At 52.4% G+C, this 15,991-nt stretch carries 11 protein-coding genes, 6 tRNA genes and 1 other RNA gene; 6 read left to right on the forward strand and 12 right to left on the reverse strand.

Annotated elements, in window-relative coordinates; translation table 11 throughout:
* From AOY24_RS00005 to AOY24_RS00030, 7 genes are all read right to left on the reverse strand, one after another.
* A partial coding sequence (locus AOY24_RS00005) for a DUF6531 domain-containing protein (protein WP_235507511.1) occupies positions 1–587 on the reverse strand: 587 nt, incomplete at its 3' end.
* Between the two features lie 70 nt (positions 588–657).
* Positions 658–2,772, reverse strand: a complete 2,115-nt coding sequence (locus tag AOY24_RS00010; protein WP_054175926.1) for a type VI secretion system Vgr family protein — start codon at positions 2,770–2,772, stop codon at positions 658–660.
* Positions 2,773–3,127: 355 nt separating this feature from the next.
* Positions 3,128–3,261, reverse strand: a non-coding RNA gene (locus tag AOY24_RS23320) — RtT sRNA.
* A 22-nt stretch (positions 3,262–3,283) separates the two neighbouring features.
* Positions 3,284–3,359 (reverse strand) — tRNA-Lys (locus AOY24_RS00015).
* 4 nt (positions 3,360–3,363) lie between these two features.
* Positions 3,364–3,439: transfer RNA gene (locus AOY24_RS00020), tRNA-Val, on the reverse strand.
* A 41-nt stretch (positions 3,440–3,480) separates the two neighbouring features.
* Positions 3,481–3,556 (reverse strand) — tRNA-Val (locus tag AOY24_RS00025).
* Between the two features lie 45 nt (positions 3,557–3,601).
* Positions 3,602–3,677, reverse strand: a tRNA-Val gene (locus tag AOY24_RS00030).
* Between the two features lie 258 nt (positions 3,678–3,935).
* On the opposite strand from AOY24_RS00030, the gene gltX reads away from it, so the two are divergent.
* A complete protein-coding gene (gltX, locus tag AOY24_RS00035) occupies positions 3,936–5,351 on the forward strand; it encodes a glutamate--tRNA ligase (protein WP_042999921.1) in 1,416 nt (471 codons plus the stop codon).
* A gap of 53 nt (positions 5,352–5,404) precedes the next feature.
* On the opposite strand, the gene AOY24_RS00040 is transcribed toward gltX, so the two are convergent.
* Together AOY24_RS00040 and AOY24_RS00045 are read right to left on the reverse strand one after the other, a co-directional pair.
* On the reverse strand, positions 5,405–5,797 hold the full coding sequence (locus AOY24_RS00040; protein WP_042999922.1) for a YfeC-like transcriptional regulator: 393 nt from the start codon (positions 5,795–5,797) through the stop codon (positions 5,405–5,407).
* A gap of 1 nt (position 5,798) precedes the next feature.
* Complete coding sequence (locus AOY24_RS00045) at positions 5,799–6,161, reverse strand: YfeC-like transcriptional regulator (RefSeq protein WP_042999923.1); 363 nt, start codon at positions 6,159–6,161, stop codon at positions 5,799–5,801.
* A 221-nt stretch (positions 6,162–6,382) separates the two neighbouring features.
* Here AOY24_RS00045 and AOY24_RS00050 point away from each other — a divergent pair.
* The 3 genes from AOY24_RS00050 (at position 6,383) to AOY24_RS00060 (ending at position 8,970) form a co-directional block, all read left to right on the forward strand.
* Positions 6,383–6,458, forward strand: a tRNA-Ala gene (locus AOY24_RS00050).
* Positions 6,459–6,498: 40 nt separating this feature from the next.
* A tRNA-Ala gene (locus AOY24_RS00055) sits at positions 6,499–6,574 on the forward strand.
* A gap of 197 nt (positions 6,575–6,771) precedes the next feature.
* On the forward strand, positions 6,772–8,970 hold the full coding sequence (locus tag AOY24_RS00060; protein WP_054175927.1) for a sensor domain-containing phosphodiesterase: 2,199 nt from the start codon (positions 6,772–6,774) through the stop codon (positions 8,968–8,970).
* A 42-nt stretch (positions 8,971–9,012) separates the two neighbouring features.
* On the opposite strand, the gene nupC is transcribed toward AOY24_RS00060, so the two are convergent.
* Entirely contained in the window at positions 9,013–10,215 is a 1,203-nt protein-coding gene (gene nupC / locus AOY24_RS00065; protein WP_042999925.1) for a nucleoside permease NupC, read from the reverse strand.
* 341 nt (positions 10,216–10,556) lie between these two features.
* Between nupC and AOY24_RS00070 the strand changes: the two genes are divergently transcribed.
* On the forward strand, positions 10,557–11,795 hold the full coding sequence (locus AOY24_RS00070; RefSeq protein WP_054175928.1) for an Nramp family divalent metal transporter: 1,239 nt from the start codon (positions 10,557–10,559) through the stop codon (positions 11,793–11,795).
* Positions 11,796–11,883: 88 nt separating this feature from the next.
* Complete coding sequence (locus AOY24_RS00075) at positions 11,884–13,431, forward strand: hypothetical protein (protein ID WP_054175929.1); 1,548 nt, start codon at positions 11,884–11,886, stop codon at positions 13,429–13,431.
* Here the strand turns inward: AOY24_RS00075 and AOY24_RS00080 are convergent.
* Positions 13,424–14,635, reverse strand: a complete 1,212-nt coding sequence (locus AOY24_RS00080; RefSeq protein ID WP_054175930.1) for an N-acetylglucosamine-6-phosphate deacetylase — start codon at positions 14,633–14,635, stop codon at positions 13,424–13,426. The two genes, AOY24_RS00075 and AOY24_RS00080, sit on opposite strands and share 8 nt — an antisense overlap.
* Positions 14,628–15,980, reverse strand: coding sequence for an adenylosuccinate lyase family protein (locus AOY24_RS00085; RefSeq protein ID WP_044258406.1), 1,353 nt, complete (start codon positions 15,978–15,980; stop codon positions 14,628–14,630). Before AOY24_RS00085 ends, AOY24_RS00080 begins: the two co-directional genes overlap by 8 nt.
* Positions 15,981–15,991 lie beyond the last annotated feature (11 nt).

The following is a 15,991-nucleotide window of genomic DNA, read 5'->3' on the forward strand; positions in this document are numbered from 1 at the left end:
TCCGCTCCCGGTACGCGCGCAGACCAGCCCAGGATCCACCACGGTCCCTGAACGCTGTTGGTTGCCAGATACACGTGTGGACTGGTGCGAATGTCTTCCGGCAACGACTGCCACAGTGTGTGCAGCGGATTGCTTTCATGCAGCGCCGGCACGCCGCCCCGCGCCAGCCAGAGCGATTCGCTGCGGCTGAAGGCCGTTTCACCGGGAAACAGCGGCTCAAAGTGGATGCTTCTGCCGCCGTTATCGTTAATGATCAGTTCGTTATCGTGGATTTGTAAGCGGATATCGAAGGGCGCTTTCCACCCGGGGCCAAAAATACCCACCGGTGCAGGCGTTTTCGTCCGGTAGCTGTTGTAAGTCCTCGAGAGCACAAACGGCAACGGGCCGGGCAGGGCGAAATCGGTTTCGCCGGGCAGCACCTTTGCACCCAGCAACGGATTGACCGGGTTACCGGAAGTCATCCCTCCCGGGCAGACCGAACAGGCCACACCGGTGGGTGCGCCAATCATCACACCCGCTGAGCCCTGGATTATCAGGCCACCCTTCATGGTGCCGTCGCCCTGACGCGCCGCTGGTTTTCCGCTCATAGACAAATCCTTCTGAAATGCTGAATGTACTGTTATCGTTTTACATAAACGCAAATGCGCAGCCGTTGACTCAGTACTTACGCATATCCGGCGGCTGACTGCTGCTTTCTTCCGGCACCTTCGGCGGGGCTTCCGCTGCGCCGCAGTTCCAGTTAATCATCAGCGCGTCGCCACTGAGTGTTTGCACGCCCTGAAGATTAATATCCGTGCCGTTAAGGAAGATTTTGCCGTCCTGCGTCAGCACCAGCCGCGCCTGTCCACAACGCAACTCCAGATGTTCTCCGGCAGAGTACACCGCCACCTTTCCGGCGCTTTCTGTCTGGGTTTTGCCTACCGTGAAGTTGACGTTTTCCCCCACGCTGACGTCATACCCTTTGCCAACTAGCAGGGATTTCTGAATACCGACCTGTGAGGACTGCATCAGCGCCACCGAGGTGTTCATCACCCCACCCACCGTAGTCTGGTATGCCACCCCCACGCTCAGGGCGCGGACAATCCCCACCGTTTCCGCCTGATTCATGCCCACGGTGACACTCTGATTCTGGCCCACGGTCTCTTTCTGGTTCTGCACCACTGTCTGTATCTGGTTTTGCTTCACGGTGATAAGCTGATTACCGCCGATCGTTTCCCGGTGGTTTGCCGTCACGTCAGTGGTGCGGTTATTCAGTACATCGGTGTCCATGTCTTTCTGCGCATGGATATACACCTGCTCCTGCCCGGTCGCATCCTCAAAACGCAGTTCATTAAACCCGCCGCCCTTATAGGTTTTTGAGCGAATGATCATCTGTGTTTTCGTGCCGGGTAGGCTGCCCGGGGAGCGGTTATCGTCGTGATAGGTACGGCCCATAATGATGGGCTGGTCGGGGTCGCCATTGAGAAAGTCCACGATGACCTCCTGACCCACGCGCGGAATGGCCAGATTGCCGAACCCGGCACCCGCCCACGCCTGCGACACCCGTATCCAGCAGGAACTGTCCTCATTGCTTTTATGATAACGGTCCCAGTGAAAGCGCACCCGCACACGACCATGCTCATCGCAGAAGATTTCTTCGCCCGACGGCCCAGTGACAATGGCACTTTGTGGACCATCCACTTTTGGCTTTATCAACGGCTGCGGTCGCCAGGTTCTGTCGGCGGGGATCACTTCAAACTGATTATTCAGCGTGGTGCCCATACCCTGTCCGCCTTTCATCGCCTGTGGCTGTTTTCCCGTCAGAACGCTGCTGACAACCTGCCACTTTTGGTTAAGCGTGTTTACCGGATGCCCGGTAAGTGAGAAGGTTGTGCCCGGCCACAGTAGGGGAGAGTTGCTGATACAGGCGGCGGTTTCCGCATTGTTACGCCAGCCCTCTATCTGGTAGCGGGCGAAATCCTGCCCGTGTTGTTCATCCTTAAAACGCCCCGGCCAGTCAAAGACTTCATACTGCTTCCTCTGTCCGTTCAGATTTTCACCAGAATGTCCGTAATACCCGGGCCACTGCGGCATTTTAAAGGTGTAGTCCTGAGTTTCTACGGAATAGGGGCGGATTTGAGCCTGGTAACTGAAGGTACTGACACTCGGAATGGTAATTTCTAATGAACAGTTTGGATTGAATGGCAGTTCACCGGCATCGGATAATCCGGCAACGTTATCGCATAGCGTCAGTGTCTGCGCCGGGCTGTCAGCAGCAAAACGATCAAAAAAGAAAATACCTTCCTCTGACCACAGCCTGGTAAGAAACGTAAGGTCCGTCTCACCATACTGAACGCAGAATTCTCGCGCCGGGTGGTCTTCATAAAACCAGGGCTTCCAGTCAGTAATGCCGTTCTCCTCCAACAAGGTGGCGGAAATGGTCTGAATGTCCTGTTGCTGGAAGATGCGAAAATTCTGTCGCAGCCCGCTGCGCCAGAGGGGCGGAGTGATAGTCAGGCAGTAGCACATCTGCCAGCCGTTGTACTCTTTCATCCCAAAACGGGTAACGATACCGCTGACATAGCGTTGAGGGGTATTGCCTTCCCAGATGGTCAGAGTGGCATTTTTCTCCAGTAGCTTTTCTGCGGTCTCTCCGAAAGAATCGCTGGCAACATCAATATCCAGCACAAACGGAAATGAGTGGCGCTGCCTTAACACAAAATTCACCACGGCGAAGGTTTTTTGCCCCAGCCCGTCCACGTCCAGCGTAAAACGCAGTCCTTTCAAAGACACAACGACCTCCCCTGATGCAGATAAAAGTATCCTGCGGGAACCGATAGTGCGGCGGAGGATAAAGCGAACCTGACGACACAATACCGAACGGAATAATAACTACTGTTATTGTATGAAACGGAATACTCTCTTTCAGGGCTGTTTTTTTTGATGGATATCAATGGAATGGACAGGCGGGGAAAGTATTTTCCCGAAACGGGCTATATTTTGCGCTATTTATTTTTATTCTGAATTTATATTATTTTTAATATTTACAGCGTGCTTGATTTGGCATGAAATTCCCCAGACTCGGTACAGGCTCGAATCTGACAAACAGTACATAGCAAAAAGGCGCCTTTAGGGCGCCTTTCTACATTGGTGGGTCGTGCAGGATGACTCGCTTTGCTCGCCCTTCGGGCCGTCGCCGCCAGCGGCTCCGTTGTCTCACTGCGTGAGACCCGAACCTGCAGCAGGTTCGAATCGTTACATTCTGCGCATAGCAAAAAGGCGCCTTTAGGGCGCCTTTCTACATTGGTGGGTCGTGCAGGATTCGAACCTGCGACCAATTGATTAAAAGTCAACTGCTCTACCAACTGAGCTAACGACCCGAAGTGGTGGGTGATGACGGGATCGAACCGCCGACCCCCTCCTTGTAAGGGAGGTGCTCTCCCAGCTGAGCTAATCACCCACTTCGGTACTTCACAATAAGAAATTTAGCTGGCGAGAAAGTGGTGGGTGATGACGGGATCGAACCGCCGACCCCCTCCTTGTAAGGGAGGTGCTCTCCCAGCTGAGCTAATCACCCACTTCTCAATTTCTTATCTACACGGCGGAGACTACATAAAGTAGTTGGTGGGTGATGACGGGATCGAACCGCCGACCCCCTCCTTGTAAGGGAGGTGCTCTCCCAGCTGAGCTAATCACCCCCGCTGTGTGGAGTCGCATTATAGGGAGAGTTGAAAATGAGTCAACGCATTTTCTAAAGAAATTGTTTGTTCGTCGTAATTTTAAGCAAAACGATCGTGAAACGGTCTCTGGCGCATGATTTCTAAACAAAAAGGGTTCTGTACGGCGTTTACCCGGTAACAACATTGAGGATTTACTTCACAGTGATAGAATATCGGCCATTCCATTTTTCCCGGATTTGCCGGTTGTCGGCATCTTTATAAACGTAAGGCCATTTCATGAAAATCAAAACTCGCTTCGCGCCAAGCCCGACAGGCTATCTGCACGTCGGTGGTGCGCGTACTGCTCTCTATTCCTGGCTTTTTGCACGTAATCACGGCGGTGAGTTTGTGCTGCGTATTGAAGACACCGATCTCGAACGTTCCACGCCGGAAGCTATCGAAGCCATTATGGACGGTATGAACTGGCTGAGCCTGGAATGGGACGAAGGTCCGTACTTCCAGACTAAACGTTTCGATCGTTATAACGCAGTGATTGATGAGATGCTGGAAGCGGGCACGGCCTATAAATGTTACTGCTCCAAAGAACGCCTGGACGCACTGCGTGAAGAGCAGATGGCGAAGGGTGAAAAGCCGCGCTACGACGGTCGTTGCCGTCATGGTCATGAACATCACGCTGATGATGAGCCTTGCGTTGTCCGTTTTGCCAACCCGCAGGACGGCTCTGTCATTTTTGACGACCAGATCCGTGGCCCGATCGAATTCAGCAATCAGGAGCTGGACGATCTGATCATCCGCCGCACCGACGGTTCCCCAACCTATAACTTTTGTGTAGTGGTGGACGACTGGGATATGGAGATCACCCACGTCATTCGTGGTGAAGACCATATCAACAATACCCCGCGCCAGATCAACATTCTGAAAGCGCTGAACGCGCCGGTGCCGGTGTACGCCCACGTCTCTATGATCAACGGCGACGACGGTAAAAAACTGTCCAAACGTCACGGCGCGGTGAGTGTGATGCAGTATCGTGATGACGGCTATCTGCCGGAAGCGCTGCTGAACTACCTGGTGCGTTTGGGCTGGTCCAGCGGCGATCAGGAGATCTTCACCCGTGAAGAGATGATCAAGCTGTTCTCCCTTGGAGCGGTCAGCAAATCCGCCAGTGCGTTCAATACGGAAAAACTGCAGTGGCTGAACCATCACTACATTAACTCGCTGGCGCCGGAGTATGTGGCAACGCATCTGCAGTGGCACATCGAGCAGGAAAACATCGATACCCGTAACGGCCCGGAGTTGGTTGAACTGGTGAAACTGCTGGGCGAGCGTTGCAAAACACTGAAAGAGATGGCGCAGAGCTGCCGTTACTTCTACGAAGATTTTGCCGAGTTTGATGCCGATGCCGCGAAGAAACACCTGCGTCCGGTGGCGCGTCAGCCGCTGGAAGTGGTGCGTGACAAACTGGCAGCCATTACCGAGTGGACGGCTGAAAACGTGCATCACGCGATTCAGGCTACTGCTGATGAGCTGGAAGTGGGGATGGGTAAAGTCGGTATGCCGTTACGTGTGGCGGTAACCGGTGCGGGTCAGTCTCCTGGCTTAGACGTAACGGTGCACGCGATTGGAAAAACTCGCAGCATTGAGCGCATCAATAAAGCTCTGGCTTTTATTGCGGAGCGTGAAGCGCAACAGTAAGCGATCGCCGCATTAATGAAACGGCAGGGGAGACTCTGCCGTTTTTCTTTGCATTACTCAGAATCGTTCAGACCCAGGCGTGTAAGGAAACCACGGATACCTTCACGTGAAAGGAATAGCGCTAACTTTTCCTGTTCCGCAGCGGACATATTTTCCACGGCATCAATAATTTGCCTATAGGCATGACTGCGTACGACGGGATTGTACTCGGCCAGCGGCTCTTCAGCCTGATAAAATGCAGAATGGTTACGAAACGCCGGGATGTTCAAAATAAACTCCCGCACGCGTGTATCGATATGAACGAGTCTTGCCCGACCACCTTTAACACCTGGAAATTTTTCCGTTTCCCATTTTTGTTCACGTATCCAACGATTCACGGTTTGCTTAGCGACACCGAGGCAATCTGCCAGTTCTTCGGTGGTCATTTTGCTGCGTAATCTTTTCATATTATTTGCTGTCGCGGATCCCTAAGCGTTGTAATAAACCGGTAATCCCTTCCCGCAGTAGCAAAGAGGTAAAGTGTTTTTGTTCGGCAGGCGTCATCTCTTTCACCAGCTTGATCAGGAGTGCTTCCAACGAGGCATCGCCAGGGGGTGAGAAGGTGTCAGACAATCCTTCCGCTGAGCGTTCTGCGCTGCGGATATATTCACGAACCTGTTCGTTAACATGCACCAGTCGCGCTTTACCGCCCTGAACGCCTGGTTTTGGTGATGTCGCCCAACCTTCTTTTCGCACCCATTTATTAATAGTCTGTCGGCTGTAACCCGTCAGATTCGCGAGTTCTTCTGGCGTCATCCGTTCCTTGAACATAACGATTCCCTGAATAGTCGTGTGGTTAATTAGTGGTTCATTTTATAGCACCATTTTAGTGGAAACCGTGACGTGTTTAACTACTGAATGCGAGTTGTTGCGCATTGTTCTTCATTTGTCTGCTTTTTCAGCGATTAGAATCGGCGCTTTCAATTTGCCGTTGACACATGCGAAGGGAATTCATATGATGCCGCCCGTCAACTCGACAAGCTTTACGTAATGGGGCTATAGCTCAGCTGGGAGAGCGCTTGCATGGCATGCAAGAGGTCAGCGGTTCGATCCCGCTTAGCTCCACCAAAAATTGAACCCAACAATTTTTGGTACGTAAACGCATCGTGGGGCTATAGCTCAGCTGGGAGAGCGCTTGCATGGCATGCAAGAGGTCAGCGGTTCGATCCCGCTTAGCTCCACCAAATTCAGAACCCTCGCTGTGAAGCGGGGGTTTTTTTATCTCTGCGCGCCTTTCATTTTTGTAATACAGTTTCTATTAAGCCAGAATCTGTGCTCACAAATTCGGTGGATTTATCTGGCGGGTATAGGTTTGCTTCGCGGTGCGAATAAACTTATCATTTATGTGACAAATAGTTCGTTCCGTGAGAGCAGTTAATTCATGCCACCCAAGCGTAACCTGATAAATAATATAAGAATATTCGCTCTTGCGATCGTACTCTCCATCGCAGCCATCCAGTTTTCACGTTTGATTTCCCCGCGGACCATAGTGGACTCCAGCGATATCTATCTTTCGTGGCTACCGCTGTGCGTTCTGCTGTCGATGCTGCTGCTGTTTGGTCGACGCGCTGTTCTGCCCATTGTGCTGGCGTTATACCTGACCAATCACTGGAATCTTCATCTGCCGTTTGCGCAAGGTATCGTGTTGCTCTTTTGTCAGATGTTTGCCGTACTAGGAACGAGCGCGCTTGTTCGCTGGCATATTGGACCGCGCTGGCGTTACGGCTTGCCCGATCGCAATATCTGGCGCAGGGTGATTTGGTTTGGCTTTGTGGCTCCTGTCGGGATGAAGATCAGCATGTATCTCGCCGGGCATTATCTCGACTTCCCGGTCGCGGTGTCGACATTCTTTGGTGCTGCGGCAGCCATCTTCACGATTGTCGATATTCTGAGTCTGATCTCGGCGGCGCTGATCTTCACCTTGCTGTTTTATTATCCGCTACGGATGATTGTGAATCCACGGTATGCCCGAACGTTCTGGCGCAGAGACATTGCCCCGTGTTTCGATAAAGAAAAGCGCTTATTTACCGTCAGTTGGCTGGCCTGTATTTCGGCCCTTCTTGTCATTATGTGTTCTCCCCTGGAGAGCGGATACATTGCAGGGTATCTGGTGCCGGTCTTCTTCATTATTTTTACCACCGGCGTGGGTAAACTCACCTATCCGTTTATTAATCTAAGCTGGGCGATTAGCACGCTGTTCTTGTTGACCTATAACCGCAATTTCTTACAAGGCGTGGGGTCGGAGTATTCGCTGGCGTTTATCCTGTCGGTTCTTGTTTCGTTCAGTATCTGCCTGATGTATATGATGCGCATCTTTCAGCGCAGTGAATGGCTTAATCGCCGCTGGCATATGCAAGCGCTTACCGACCCCTTAACTCGTTTACCGAATCTGCGTGCGCTGGAGCAGTTCCTGAAAAAAGAGTCAGGGCAGAGCGTCTGCTGTCTGCGACTGGAGAATCTGGAGTTTCTGAGCCGTCACTACGGCATGTTAATGCGCGTGCACAGCAAACGCACGGTGCACCGTATGCTGCAACCGTTGATGCTTGAGAATGAAAAAATCTTTCAGTTGCCGGGGAGTGAATTATTACTGGTGCTTAACGGGCCGGAAATGGACGCCCGTCTGCAACATATGCTCGACCTGTTGAACAGTCGTAAAATTTACTGGAACAACACCGGGCTGGACATGGGCTACGGCGCATCCTGGGGGCAATGGGATGGGAAACAGGAGACGCTGCAACCGCTGTTGGGTCAGTTAAGCTGGCTGGCGGAACAATCCTGCGCCAATCACCGGGTACTGGCGCTGACGCATAGCCAGGAAGTCGCGACGGGCCAGACGACCGAACGGGTGCTGCTGCTCAATAAAATTCGTAAAGCGCTCGATAACGGCGATCTCCTGCTTTATGCGCAGCCTATCCGCGACGCTCACGGCAAAGGGTACGACGAGATTCTTGCGCGGCTGAAAAGCGATGAAGGTATCATGACGCCGGATCAGTTCATCCCGCTGATCGCGCAATTTAACCTCAGCGCCCGTTTTGATTTGCAGGTGGTGGAAGCCTTGCTGAACTGGCTATCTGCGCATCCTTCTGGCGAGGCGGGACCGCTTTTCTCGGTGAATCTCATGCCGCTGACCCTGCTGCAAAAAGAGACGGCGCCGCGCATTATTCGCCTGTTCACCCGCTATGGTATCGCCCCGGAAACGGTGATCATTGAGATCACCGAAGAGCAGGCATTTTCCAATTCGGAAACCAGCATGCAGAACCTTGAACAGTTGCATAAATTCGGCTTCCGGATTGCGATTGACGATTTTGGTACCGGGTATGCCAATTACGAGCGCCTGAAGCGTTTGCAGGCTGACATCATCAAAATCGACGGCGTGTTTGTAAAAGATATTCTGACAGATTCACTGGACGCGATGATTGTGAAGTCGATAACCGATCTGGCAAAGGCGAAGTCGTTAAGCGTAGTGGCGGAATACGTGGAAACACCTGCGCAGCGGGAGCTGCTGTTAAGCCTGGGCGTGAACTACCTGCAAGGATATCTGATTGGACGACCGAGGCCGTTAGGGGAATCACAGGTATAAAAAAACGGGGATGCGCTCCCCGTTTTTTGTGTCAGTGCTGTCTTACAGAACCAGTGCGGCGATAGAGGCAGACAAGACGCTCACCAGCGTAGAGCCGTAAACCAGTTTCAGACCGAAACGGGATACGACGTTACCTTGCTCTTCATTCAGGCCTTTAATCGCGCCTGCGATGATACCGATAGAAGAGAAGTTGGCGAAGGAGACCAGGAATACAGAAAGGATACCTTCCGCGCGCGGAGAGAGCGTGGCGGCGATTTTCTGCAGATCCATCATTGCAACGAATTCGTTGGAAACCAGTTTGGTCGCCATGATACTGCCTACCTGCAACGCTTCGCTGGACGGCACACCCATCACCCAGGCAATCGGGTAGAAAATGTAGCCCAGGATGCCCTGGAAGGAGATGCTGTAGCCGAACCAACCGGTGACGGTGGCGAACAGGGCGTTCAGCGCGGCGATCAGGGCGATAAAGCCGATCAGCATGGCGGCAACGATAATCGCAACTTTAAAGCCCGCCAGAATGTATTCACCCAGCATTTCGAAGAAGCTCTGGCCTTCGTGCAGGTTGGACATCTGGATATTTTCTTCGCTGGCATCAACGCGGTACGGGTTGATCAGCGACAGCACGATAAAGGTGCTGAACATGTTCAGAACCAGCGCCGCAACCACGTATTTAGGTTCCAGCATGGTCATGTACGCACCGACGATAGACATGGAAACGGTGGACATTGCTGTCGCGGCCATGGTGTACATACGGTTGCGGGACATTTTGCCGAGAATATCTTTATACGCGATAAAGTTCTCAGACTGACCGAGGATCAGCGAGCTGACGGCGTTGAAGGATTCCAGTTTGCCCATGCCGTTGACTTTGGATAACAGGAAACCAATGGCACGGATGATAATCGGCAACACGCGAATATGTTGCAGAATACCGATCAACGCTGAAATGAAGACGATAGGGCAGAGAACTTTCAGGAAGAAGAAGGCCAACCCTTTATCGTTCATGCTGCCAAAGACGAAGTTCGTCCCTTCATTAGCGAATCCGAGCAGTTTTTCAAACATTTCGGAGAAGCCTCTCACGAAGCCGAGGCCGACGTCAGAGTTCAGGAAGAACCACGCCAGTAACACTTCGATAACAAGCAGTTGAACGACATAACGAATGCGAATTTTTTTACGGTCACTGCTTACCAGCAATGCGAGGATCGCAACAACGGCAAGTGCCAGGACAAAATGAAGGACGCGGTCCATATTTGCTCCAAATATGAGGCAGGTTAAGTTTTCGTGCACATTCTATGCAACGTGTACAAAGAAAACGAGATCTAACACACACTATAATCAGGACCTGTGACGAGATTCAAAAATAGTGATCCGGCATACACTTCTGTTATGTCTAATGCGAAAGTAAATAGTTAAGTTATTGTGCTAATATAATAACAATTATTAAACATGCCACGCGCATTCCTGTACCCACACTTTTATCGTTCCCGCCTATTAGAGAAATCAAGGTTACCTTTTTTACATGCACTTGATAACCATTCTCATCAGGCATACTATAAAACATAGCAAAGGCTATGTTTCCGAGGCAGAAGATGACAAACGATCGCGTTGAGAGTAGCAGTGGAAGAGCAGCGCGCAAGTTAAGGCTCACATTAATGGGACCTGCGTTTGTCGCGGCTATCGGCTATATCGACCCGGGCAATTTTGCGACCAACATTCAGGCCGGTGCCAGCTTTGGTTATAAACTGCTGTGGGTGGTGGTCTGGGCAAACCTGATGGCGATGCTGATTCAGGTCTTGTCTGCGAAACTGGGTATTGCGACGGGTAAAAATCTGGCTGAACAAATTCGCGATCACTATCCGCGGCCGGTAGTCTGGTTCTATTGGGTGCAGGCGGAGATTATCGCGATGGCGACCGATCTCGCGGAATTCATCGGGGCGGCGATAGGATTCAAACTGATCCTCGGCGTTTCGTTATTGCAGGGGGCGGTGCTGACCGGGATCGCCACCTTTCTGATCCTGATGCTCCAGCGGCGTGGACAAAAACCGCTGGAAAAAGTGATCGGCGGCCTGCTGCTGTTTGTCGCCATGGCTTATATCGTTGAACTGATCTTTTCCCAACCCAACTTTGCACAGTTGAGTAAAGGCATGATAATCCCTGACTTGCCCAACTCTGAAGCGGTATTTCTGGCCGCCGGGGTGCTGGGCGCTACCATCATGCCACATGTAATCTACCTGCACTCTTCGTTAACACAGCACCTGCATGGCGGCACGCGTCAGCAGCGCTATGCGGCGACAAAATGGGATGTAACTATCGCCATGACCATTGCGGGGTTCGTCAATCTGGCGATGATGGCGACTGCCGCCGCCGCGTTTCACTTCAGTGGTCACACCGGTGTTGCCGATCTGGATCAGGCTTATCTGACGCTGGAGCCGTTATTAAGTCACGCGGCGGCAACGGTCTTCGGACTGAGCCTGGTGGCGGCGGGGTTGTCGTCAACGGTGGTTGGTACGCTGGCGGGGCAGGTCGTGATGCAGGGGTTTGTCCGCTTTCATATCCCCTTATGGGTGCGGCGTACCATCACCATGATGCCGTCCTTTATCGTGATTCTGATTGGCCTTGATCCGACGCGGATTCTGGTGATGAGCCAGGTGCTGTTAAGCTTTGGTATTGCACTGGCGCTGGTGCCGCTGCTGATATTTACCAGCGACAGCAAACTGATGGGCGATCTGGTGAATACCCGCTGGGTTAAACAGACTGGCTGGATGATTGTGGTGCTGGTGGTGGCGTTGAACCTGTGGTTGCTGGTCGGCACGGTGCTGGGGTTGTGATCTAACCCGCCGTGACACGCAACAGGTCACGGTTTTAGTCCTGGATTTCCGTTATCCTGCATCTTGCATTATCCACTGGCGAGCGTTCATGAATCACTTTGATCTCTCTTTCCTGAAGTATTTACAGGATAACAGCCCGCTGTCGATTGACGAGGCGGTTCAGCGTTTCGGTAAGACTCTCTCCACGCTAAAACGCACCATGAAAGAGCTCAATGAACTCTTGCCGGAAGACGTCCAGCTCCATCAGGATAATCAGTTTATTACGACCCGGATTGGCTATAGCGAATACCGGCAATTTTTAGCGCGTATACGTTTTAATCGCTATATCACTACGTCGGAAGAGCGTGTGAGGGATCTCCTCGTGGCGCTCTGTTTGCATGATGTGGTGAATAAAAACGAGTACTACAAAAAGTTTTATGTCAGTGCGGGGACGGTCAAAAATGATAATCCCGTGATGTTGCGTCTGGCGCAAGAACACGCCCTGACGGTACAAAGCATCCCACGTACCGGGTCGCGGCTTGTCGGCGATGAGTTCTCGTTGCGCCTGGCGGTGTGCATGTTAATACTCAAAACCGTTGAGATTGGTAAACACCACCAGTTGATAGCCCATCAGGCGAATGAGCCCGTCAGTCGTTCGATTGCCGATCAGTTTCTGAGTGAATGTGCTTCGGAGATTACCCAGGCTGCACGTTGCTATGAAGACGTTATCCGGCCGATTAACACGCTGGGTTACAACGGTCGGAAATACCTGCTGGTGTATTTGAGCCTCGCGTTACATCGTATCCGCCGAGGGCATGTAATCAAAGAGAGTACGACGACGCCGTTTTTGACGACGTTCCCTTTTGAGGCCATGACCAATCCGCAGGAAAACCGCTGTCTGGATCTCCTGATTGCTTCGCTGACGTTTACGTATCGCCCTTTCACCTTATATGACGCCAGCCTGGTGGCGCATGTGAAACGGACCTGTGAACGTTTAGCCGCTAGCCTGAACAACACCATTCACAATCAGCATGCCTGGTTTGCCGAGGTTTATCACTTTATCTATGCCGCCATCATCCAGAATAAATTTCATCTCTGGTTTGATGATAAAAAACTGCATAACGTCCAGAATCGTTACCCTGAACTCTGGGACGACGTTCAGTCTGCGGTGAGCGAGATTGAAAAAGGCTGGCAAACGACGTTTTCCGCCATTCATCTGGCGACACTGGTGTTGATCACGAAAAAATATGAGCTTAAAAACCGGGTAGTGAGTGAGCCGAAAAAGCGGGTCATTATTGTGACGAACTCTTCGGAAAGTAAGGTCGGGTATTTCAAAGAGGTCCTGTCCTCACGTTTTCATATCGATATCCCGGTATGTATTAATATCAATGAGATTGAACAGCTCCAGTCACGTGAGTTTGATCTGCTGATCACCTTTACCAATAAGATCTCAAGCCATTTGCGGTATGCCGGACTGGATTACGTCAAAGTTAACTTCTGGCTAACGCAGGATGACTTCCAGTTGCTTCGTGAGCGGGGACTTGCCTCCGCGCGCAAAAAAATACCGGCTGAGCAGTTTGTTCAGCAGGTACAGGGTATGAGTCCCGAGGCGCTCAGGGATTTCCTCGAACGCCATTATGGTGATGTGTTTATTTAGCCAGCGGTTGTAAGACGCCGCGACACCAGACGGCTTCAAGATCTAACGCCTCATCAAGGACAAGAATATCGGCATCTTTTCCGGGCGTCAGGCTGCCCTTACGCTGTTCAACACCGGCGAGAATCGCCGGATTCAGGCAGGCAATCTGCGCTACGGAAACCCAACTATTCTCCAGACGACCAACCACATTTTTCACTGAATCCAGAAAGCTCATCTCCAGTGTGCAGACGTCCGCCCAGTCATCAGGCGAGACCGTGCGGATATTGCCGTGGCGATCGGTAATTTCCAGAAGATGATGGCGAATACGAAACGTCTCCTGACGCAGGTAATGGTGAAATTCAAACCCTTCCGGGAAATCCACATATCCCAGACAGTCGCTGACCATGACCAGACGACGATCTTTTTTCAGACGATAGAGAATATCGAACACTTCCGGGCGTAGGGTGATGCCGCTTTGTTTTGCCACTTCGGCGAAGGTGTCCTGGTGGTACATTAGCGCGCCGACAACGCCTGGCTCACGATGATGTAATCCGCGCATGGCGCTGAAGGCGTGGGTAAAGTGGCATAGCCCTGCTTCAATCGCCCGGGTGGTTTCGTCAAACGTCGCGTCGGTATGCCCTGCGGATACCGTGACGCCAGTCCGGCGCAAATGACGGATCAGCGGCAGCGCATCCGGCAACTCTGGCGCCAGCGTCATTAAGCGAATATGCCTCCGTGCAGCCTGCTGATAGCATTCAAAGCCCTTAATGCTGGGGAGCTGAATAGACTCCTTGCGCTGCATCCCGCTGTACTTGGCATTGATAAACGGTCCTTCCATGTGAATGCCGACGGCTTCAGCCCCGTCTTCTGCTTTCGCGTGCGCAATCCAGTCGGCGGCCGTGGTCAGACTCTCCAGTAAGAACGCGTCCGGCTGAGTGGCGGACGTAGCAAGCCACGCGGTGACCCCGGCATTGACCAGATCCCGGCTCATCGCCTGTAAAGAGTGACGCTCCCCCTTCCAGGCAAACGAACCTCTTCCCCAACCGTGGACGTGGATATCGACAAAACCCGGCATCAGCATCGCATGTTGGTAATCAACCACCTGGCCGCGAGGAGAATTATCCAGGCCAACAATCTGTCCCTGTTTGATATGCAGATAACCGCGTTGTATCCCGTCGGGTGTGATGATTCGGTCGCTTGCCAGAGAGAGCAGGGGGTCAGACATCCTCTTTCTCCCATACGCGCGATGCCGTTTCGGCGGCGATCTCCGCACACAAACCGAGGTAGTGGGCGGGATCGAGCAGGGCATCGATTTCTGTATCGCTAAAATGCTGGCGAATCAGGGGGTCGGCGCGCAGCACGTCGGCATAGGGCAATCCCTCGTGGGTGCTGCGCATCGCCAACTGGTACACGCGCTCGTGCGCCGCGTCTTTGCCTAACCGCTCTACCAGTTGCATCATGATTTTTTCGCTATTGATCAAGCCATGGGTTAAGTGGACGTTCTGGCGCATACGTTCAGGATTAATCACCAGCGTACGGGTCAACTCTTCCGCGCGCATCACGATCTCCGCCATCAACTCCATGCTTTCCTGAATATTTCCGTCGAAGATAAAGTAGGCTGAACTGTCTGCTTCAAATGGGCGAGGGCTGACATACAGGCAGGAAGTGAGCACGGAATACAATTTTTGCGCGTTGGCGATAATCCCTTTAGCCAGTTTGGGGTTCACTTTTTGCGGCATAGTGCTGCTGCCAACCGTTCCTTTGGTAAACGCTTCAGAGACTTCAGCGAACTCTTCGCTGGAAGTCTGATACACCTCTTCGGCGATTTTATGCAGCGTGGTGGCGAGCAGGCACAAATTGCTGATGTATTCCGTGCGATAAACGCGGGAGTTACGCGAAGGGATCGCCATGGAGTGCATTCCCAACCGTTGTGCGACGCGATCCTGCACCCGACGTCCAGTTTCGCCAGTGGCGTGAAACGCCCCCACAGCCCCCCCCATCATCACCGTGAAAACGCGTTTTTCTGCTTCCTGCATGCGCTGTTGGGCGCTCAACAGTTCGTCAATCCATACGGCAGCTTTATAGCCCCAGGTCACCGGTAAGGCATGCTTACCGTGGGTGCGACCTGGCATCAGGGTGGCCTGATGATCGGATGCCATTTTCGCCAGGTTGCGCAGAATATCGTTCACAAAGCCCTGCATGATGTCATCGAACTGCTTTGCCAGGTAAAGCTGTGCGGTTTGCTGGATATTCTGGGTGGTGACGCCATAGTGCACATACTTCCCGCTTTCGCTGTCGCAGGCTTTGACCAGTACTTTGATCACCGGGACAAAGCCGTGGCCTATCTCGCGGAGCAGGCGTTCCATTTCTGTCAGGTCGATTTTATCGACGCGACAGTTGGCGGCAATATTTTCTGCCGCACGGGTGGGAATCATCCCGTATTCAGCCTGTGACAGCGCCAGGGCAGCTTCGACATCCAGCCAGGACTGGACCCGCGCAGGTTGAGCGAGCAGCGTTTTCATTCCCCGATCGTCGATGGTTTTACTTTTTGAATCATACAATGCGCGCATTCCTGTCTCCT

Origin of the sequence: Citrobacter sp. CtB7.12, assembly GCF_001297795.1 — a bacterium.
Lineage (GTDB): Bacteria > Pseudomonadota > Gammaproteobacteria > Enterobacterales > Enterobacteriaceae > Citrobacter_A > Citrobacter_A amalonaticus.

What these genes read in the sequence shown, in the direction of transcription:
- AOY24_RS00060 (WP_054175927.1), top strand. Translation starts at nt 6,772, where the DNA reads ATGCCACCCAAGCGTAACCTGATAAATAATATAAGAATATTCGCTCTT.
- AOY24_RS00045 (WP_042999923.1), bottom strand. Translation starts at nt 6,161, where the DNA reads ATGTTCAAGGAACGGATGACGCCAGAAGAACTCGCGAATCTGACGGGT.
- nupC (WP_042999925.1), bottom strand. Translation starts at nt 10,215, where the DNA reads ATGGACCGCGTCCTTCATTTTGTCCTGGCACTTGCCGTTGTTGCGATC.
- AOY24_RS00070 (WP_054175928.1), top strand. Translation starts at nt 10,557, where the DNA reads ATGACAAACGATCGCGTTGAGAGTAGCAGTGGAAGAGCAGCGCGCAAG.
- AOY24_RS00085 (WP_044258406.1), bottom strand. Translation starts at nt 15,980, where the DNA reads ATGCGCGCATTGTATGATTCAAAAAGTAAAACCATCGACGATCGGGGA.
- AOY24_RS00080 (WP_054175930.1), bottom strand. Translation starts at nt 14,635, where the DNA reads ATGTCTGACCCCCTGCTCTCTCTGGCAAGCGACCGAATCATCACACCC.
- AOY24_RS00075 (WP_054175929.1), top strand. Translation starts at nt 11,884, where the DNA reads ATGAATCACTTTGATCTCTCTTTCCTGAAGTATTTACAGGATAACAGC.
- gltX (WP_042999921.1), top strand. Translation starts at nt 3,936, where the DNA reads ATGAAAATCAAAACTCGCTTCGCGCCAAGCCCGACAGGCTATCTGCAC.
- AOY24_RS00040 (WP_042999922.1), bottom strand. Translation starts at nt 5,797, where the DNA reads ATGAAAAGATTACGCAGCAAAATGACCACCGAAGAACTGGCAGATTGC.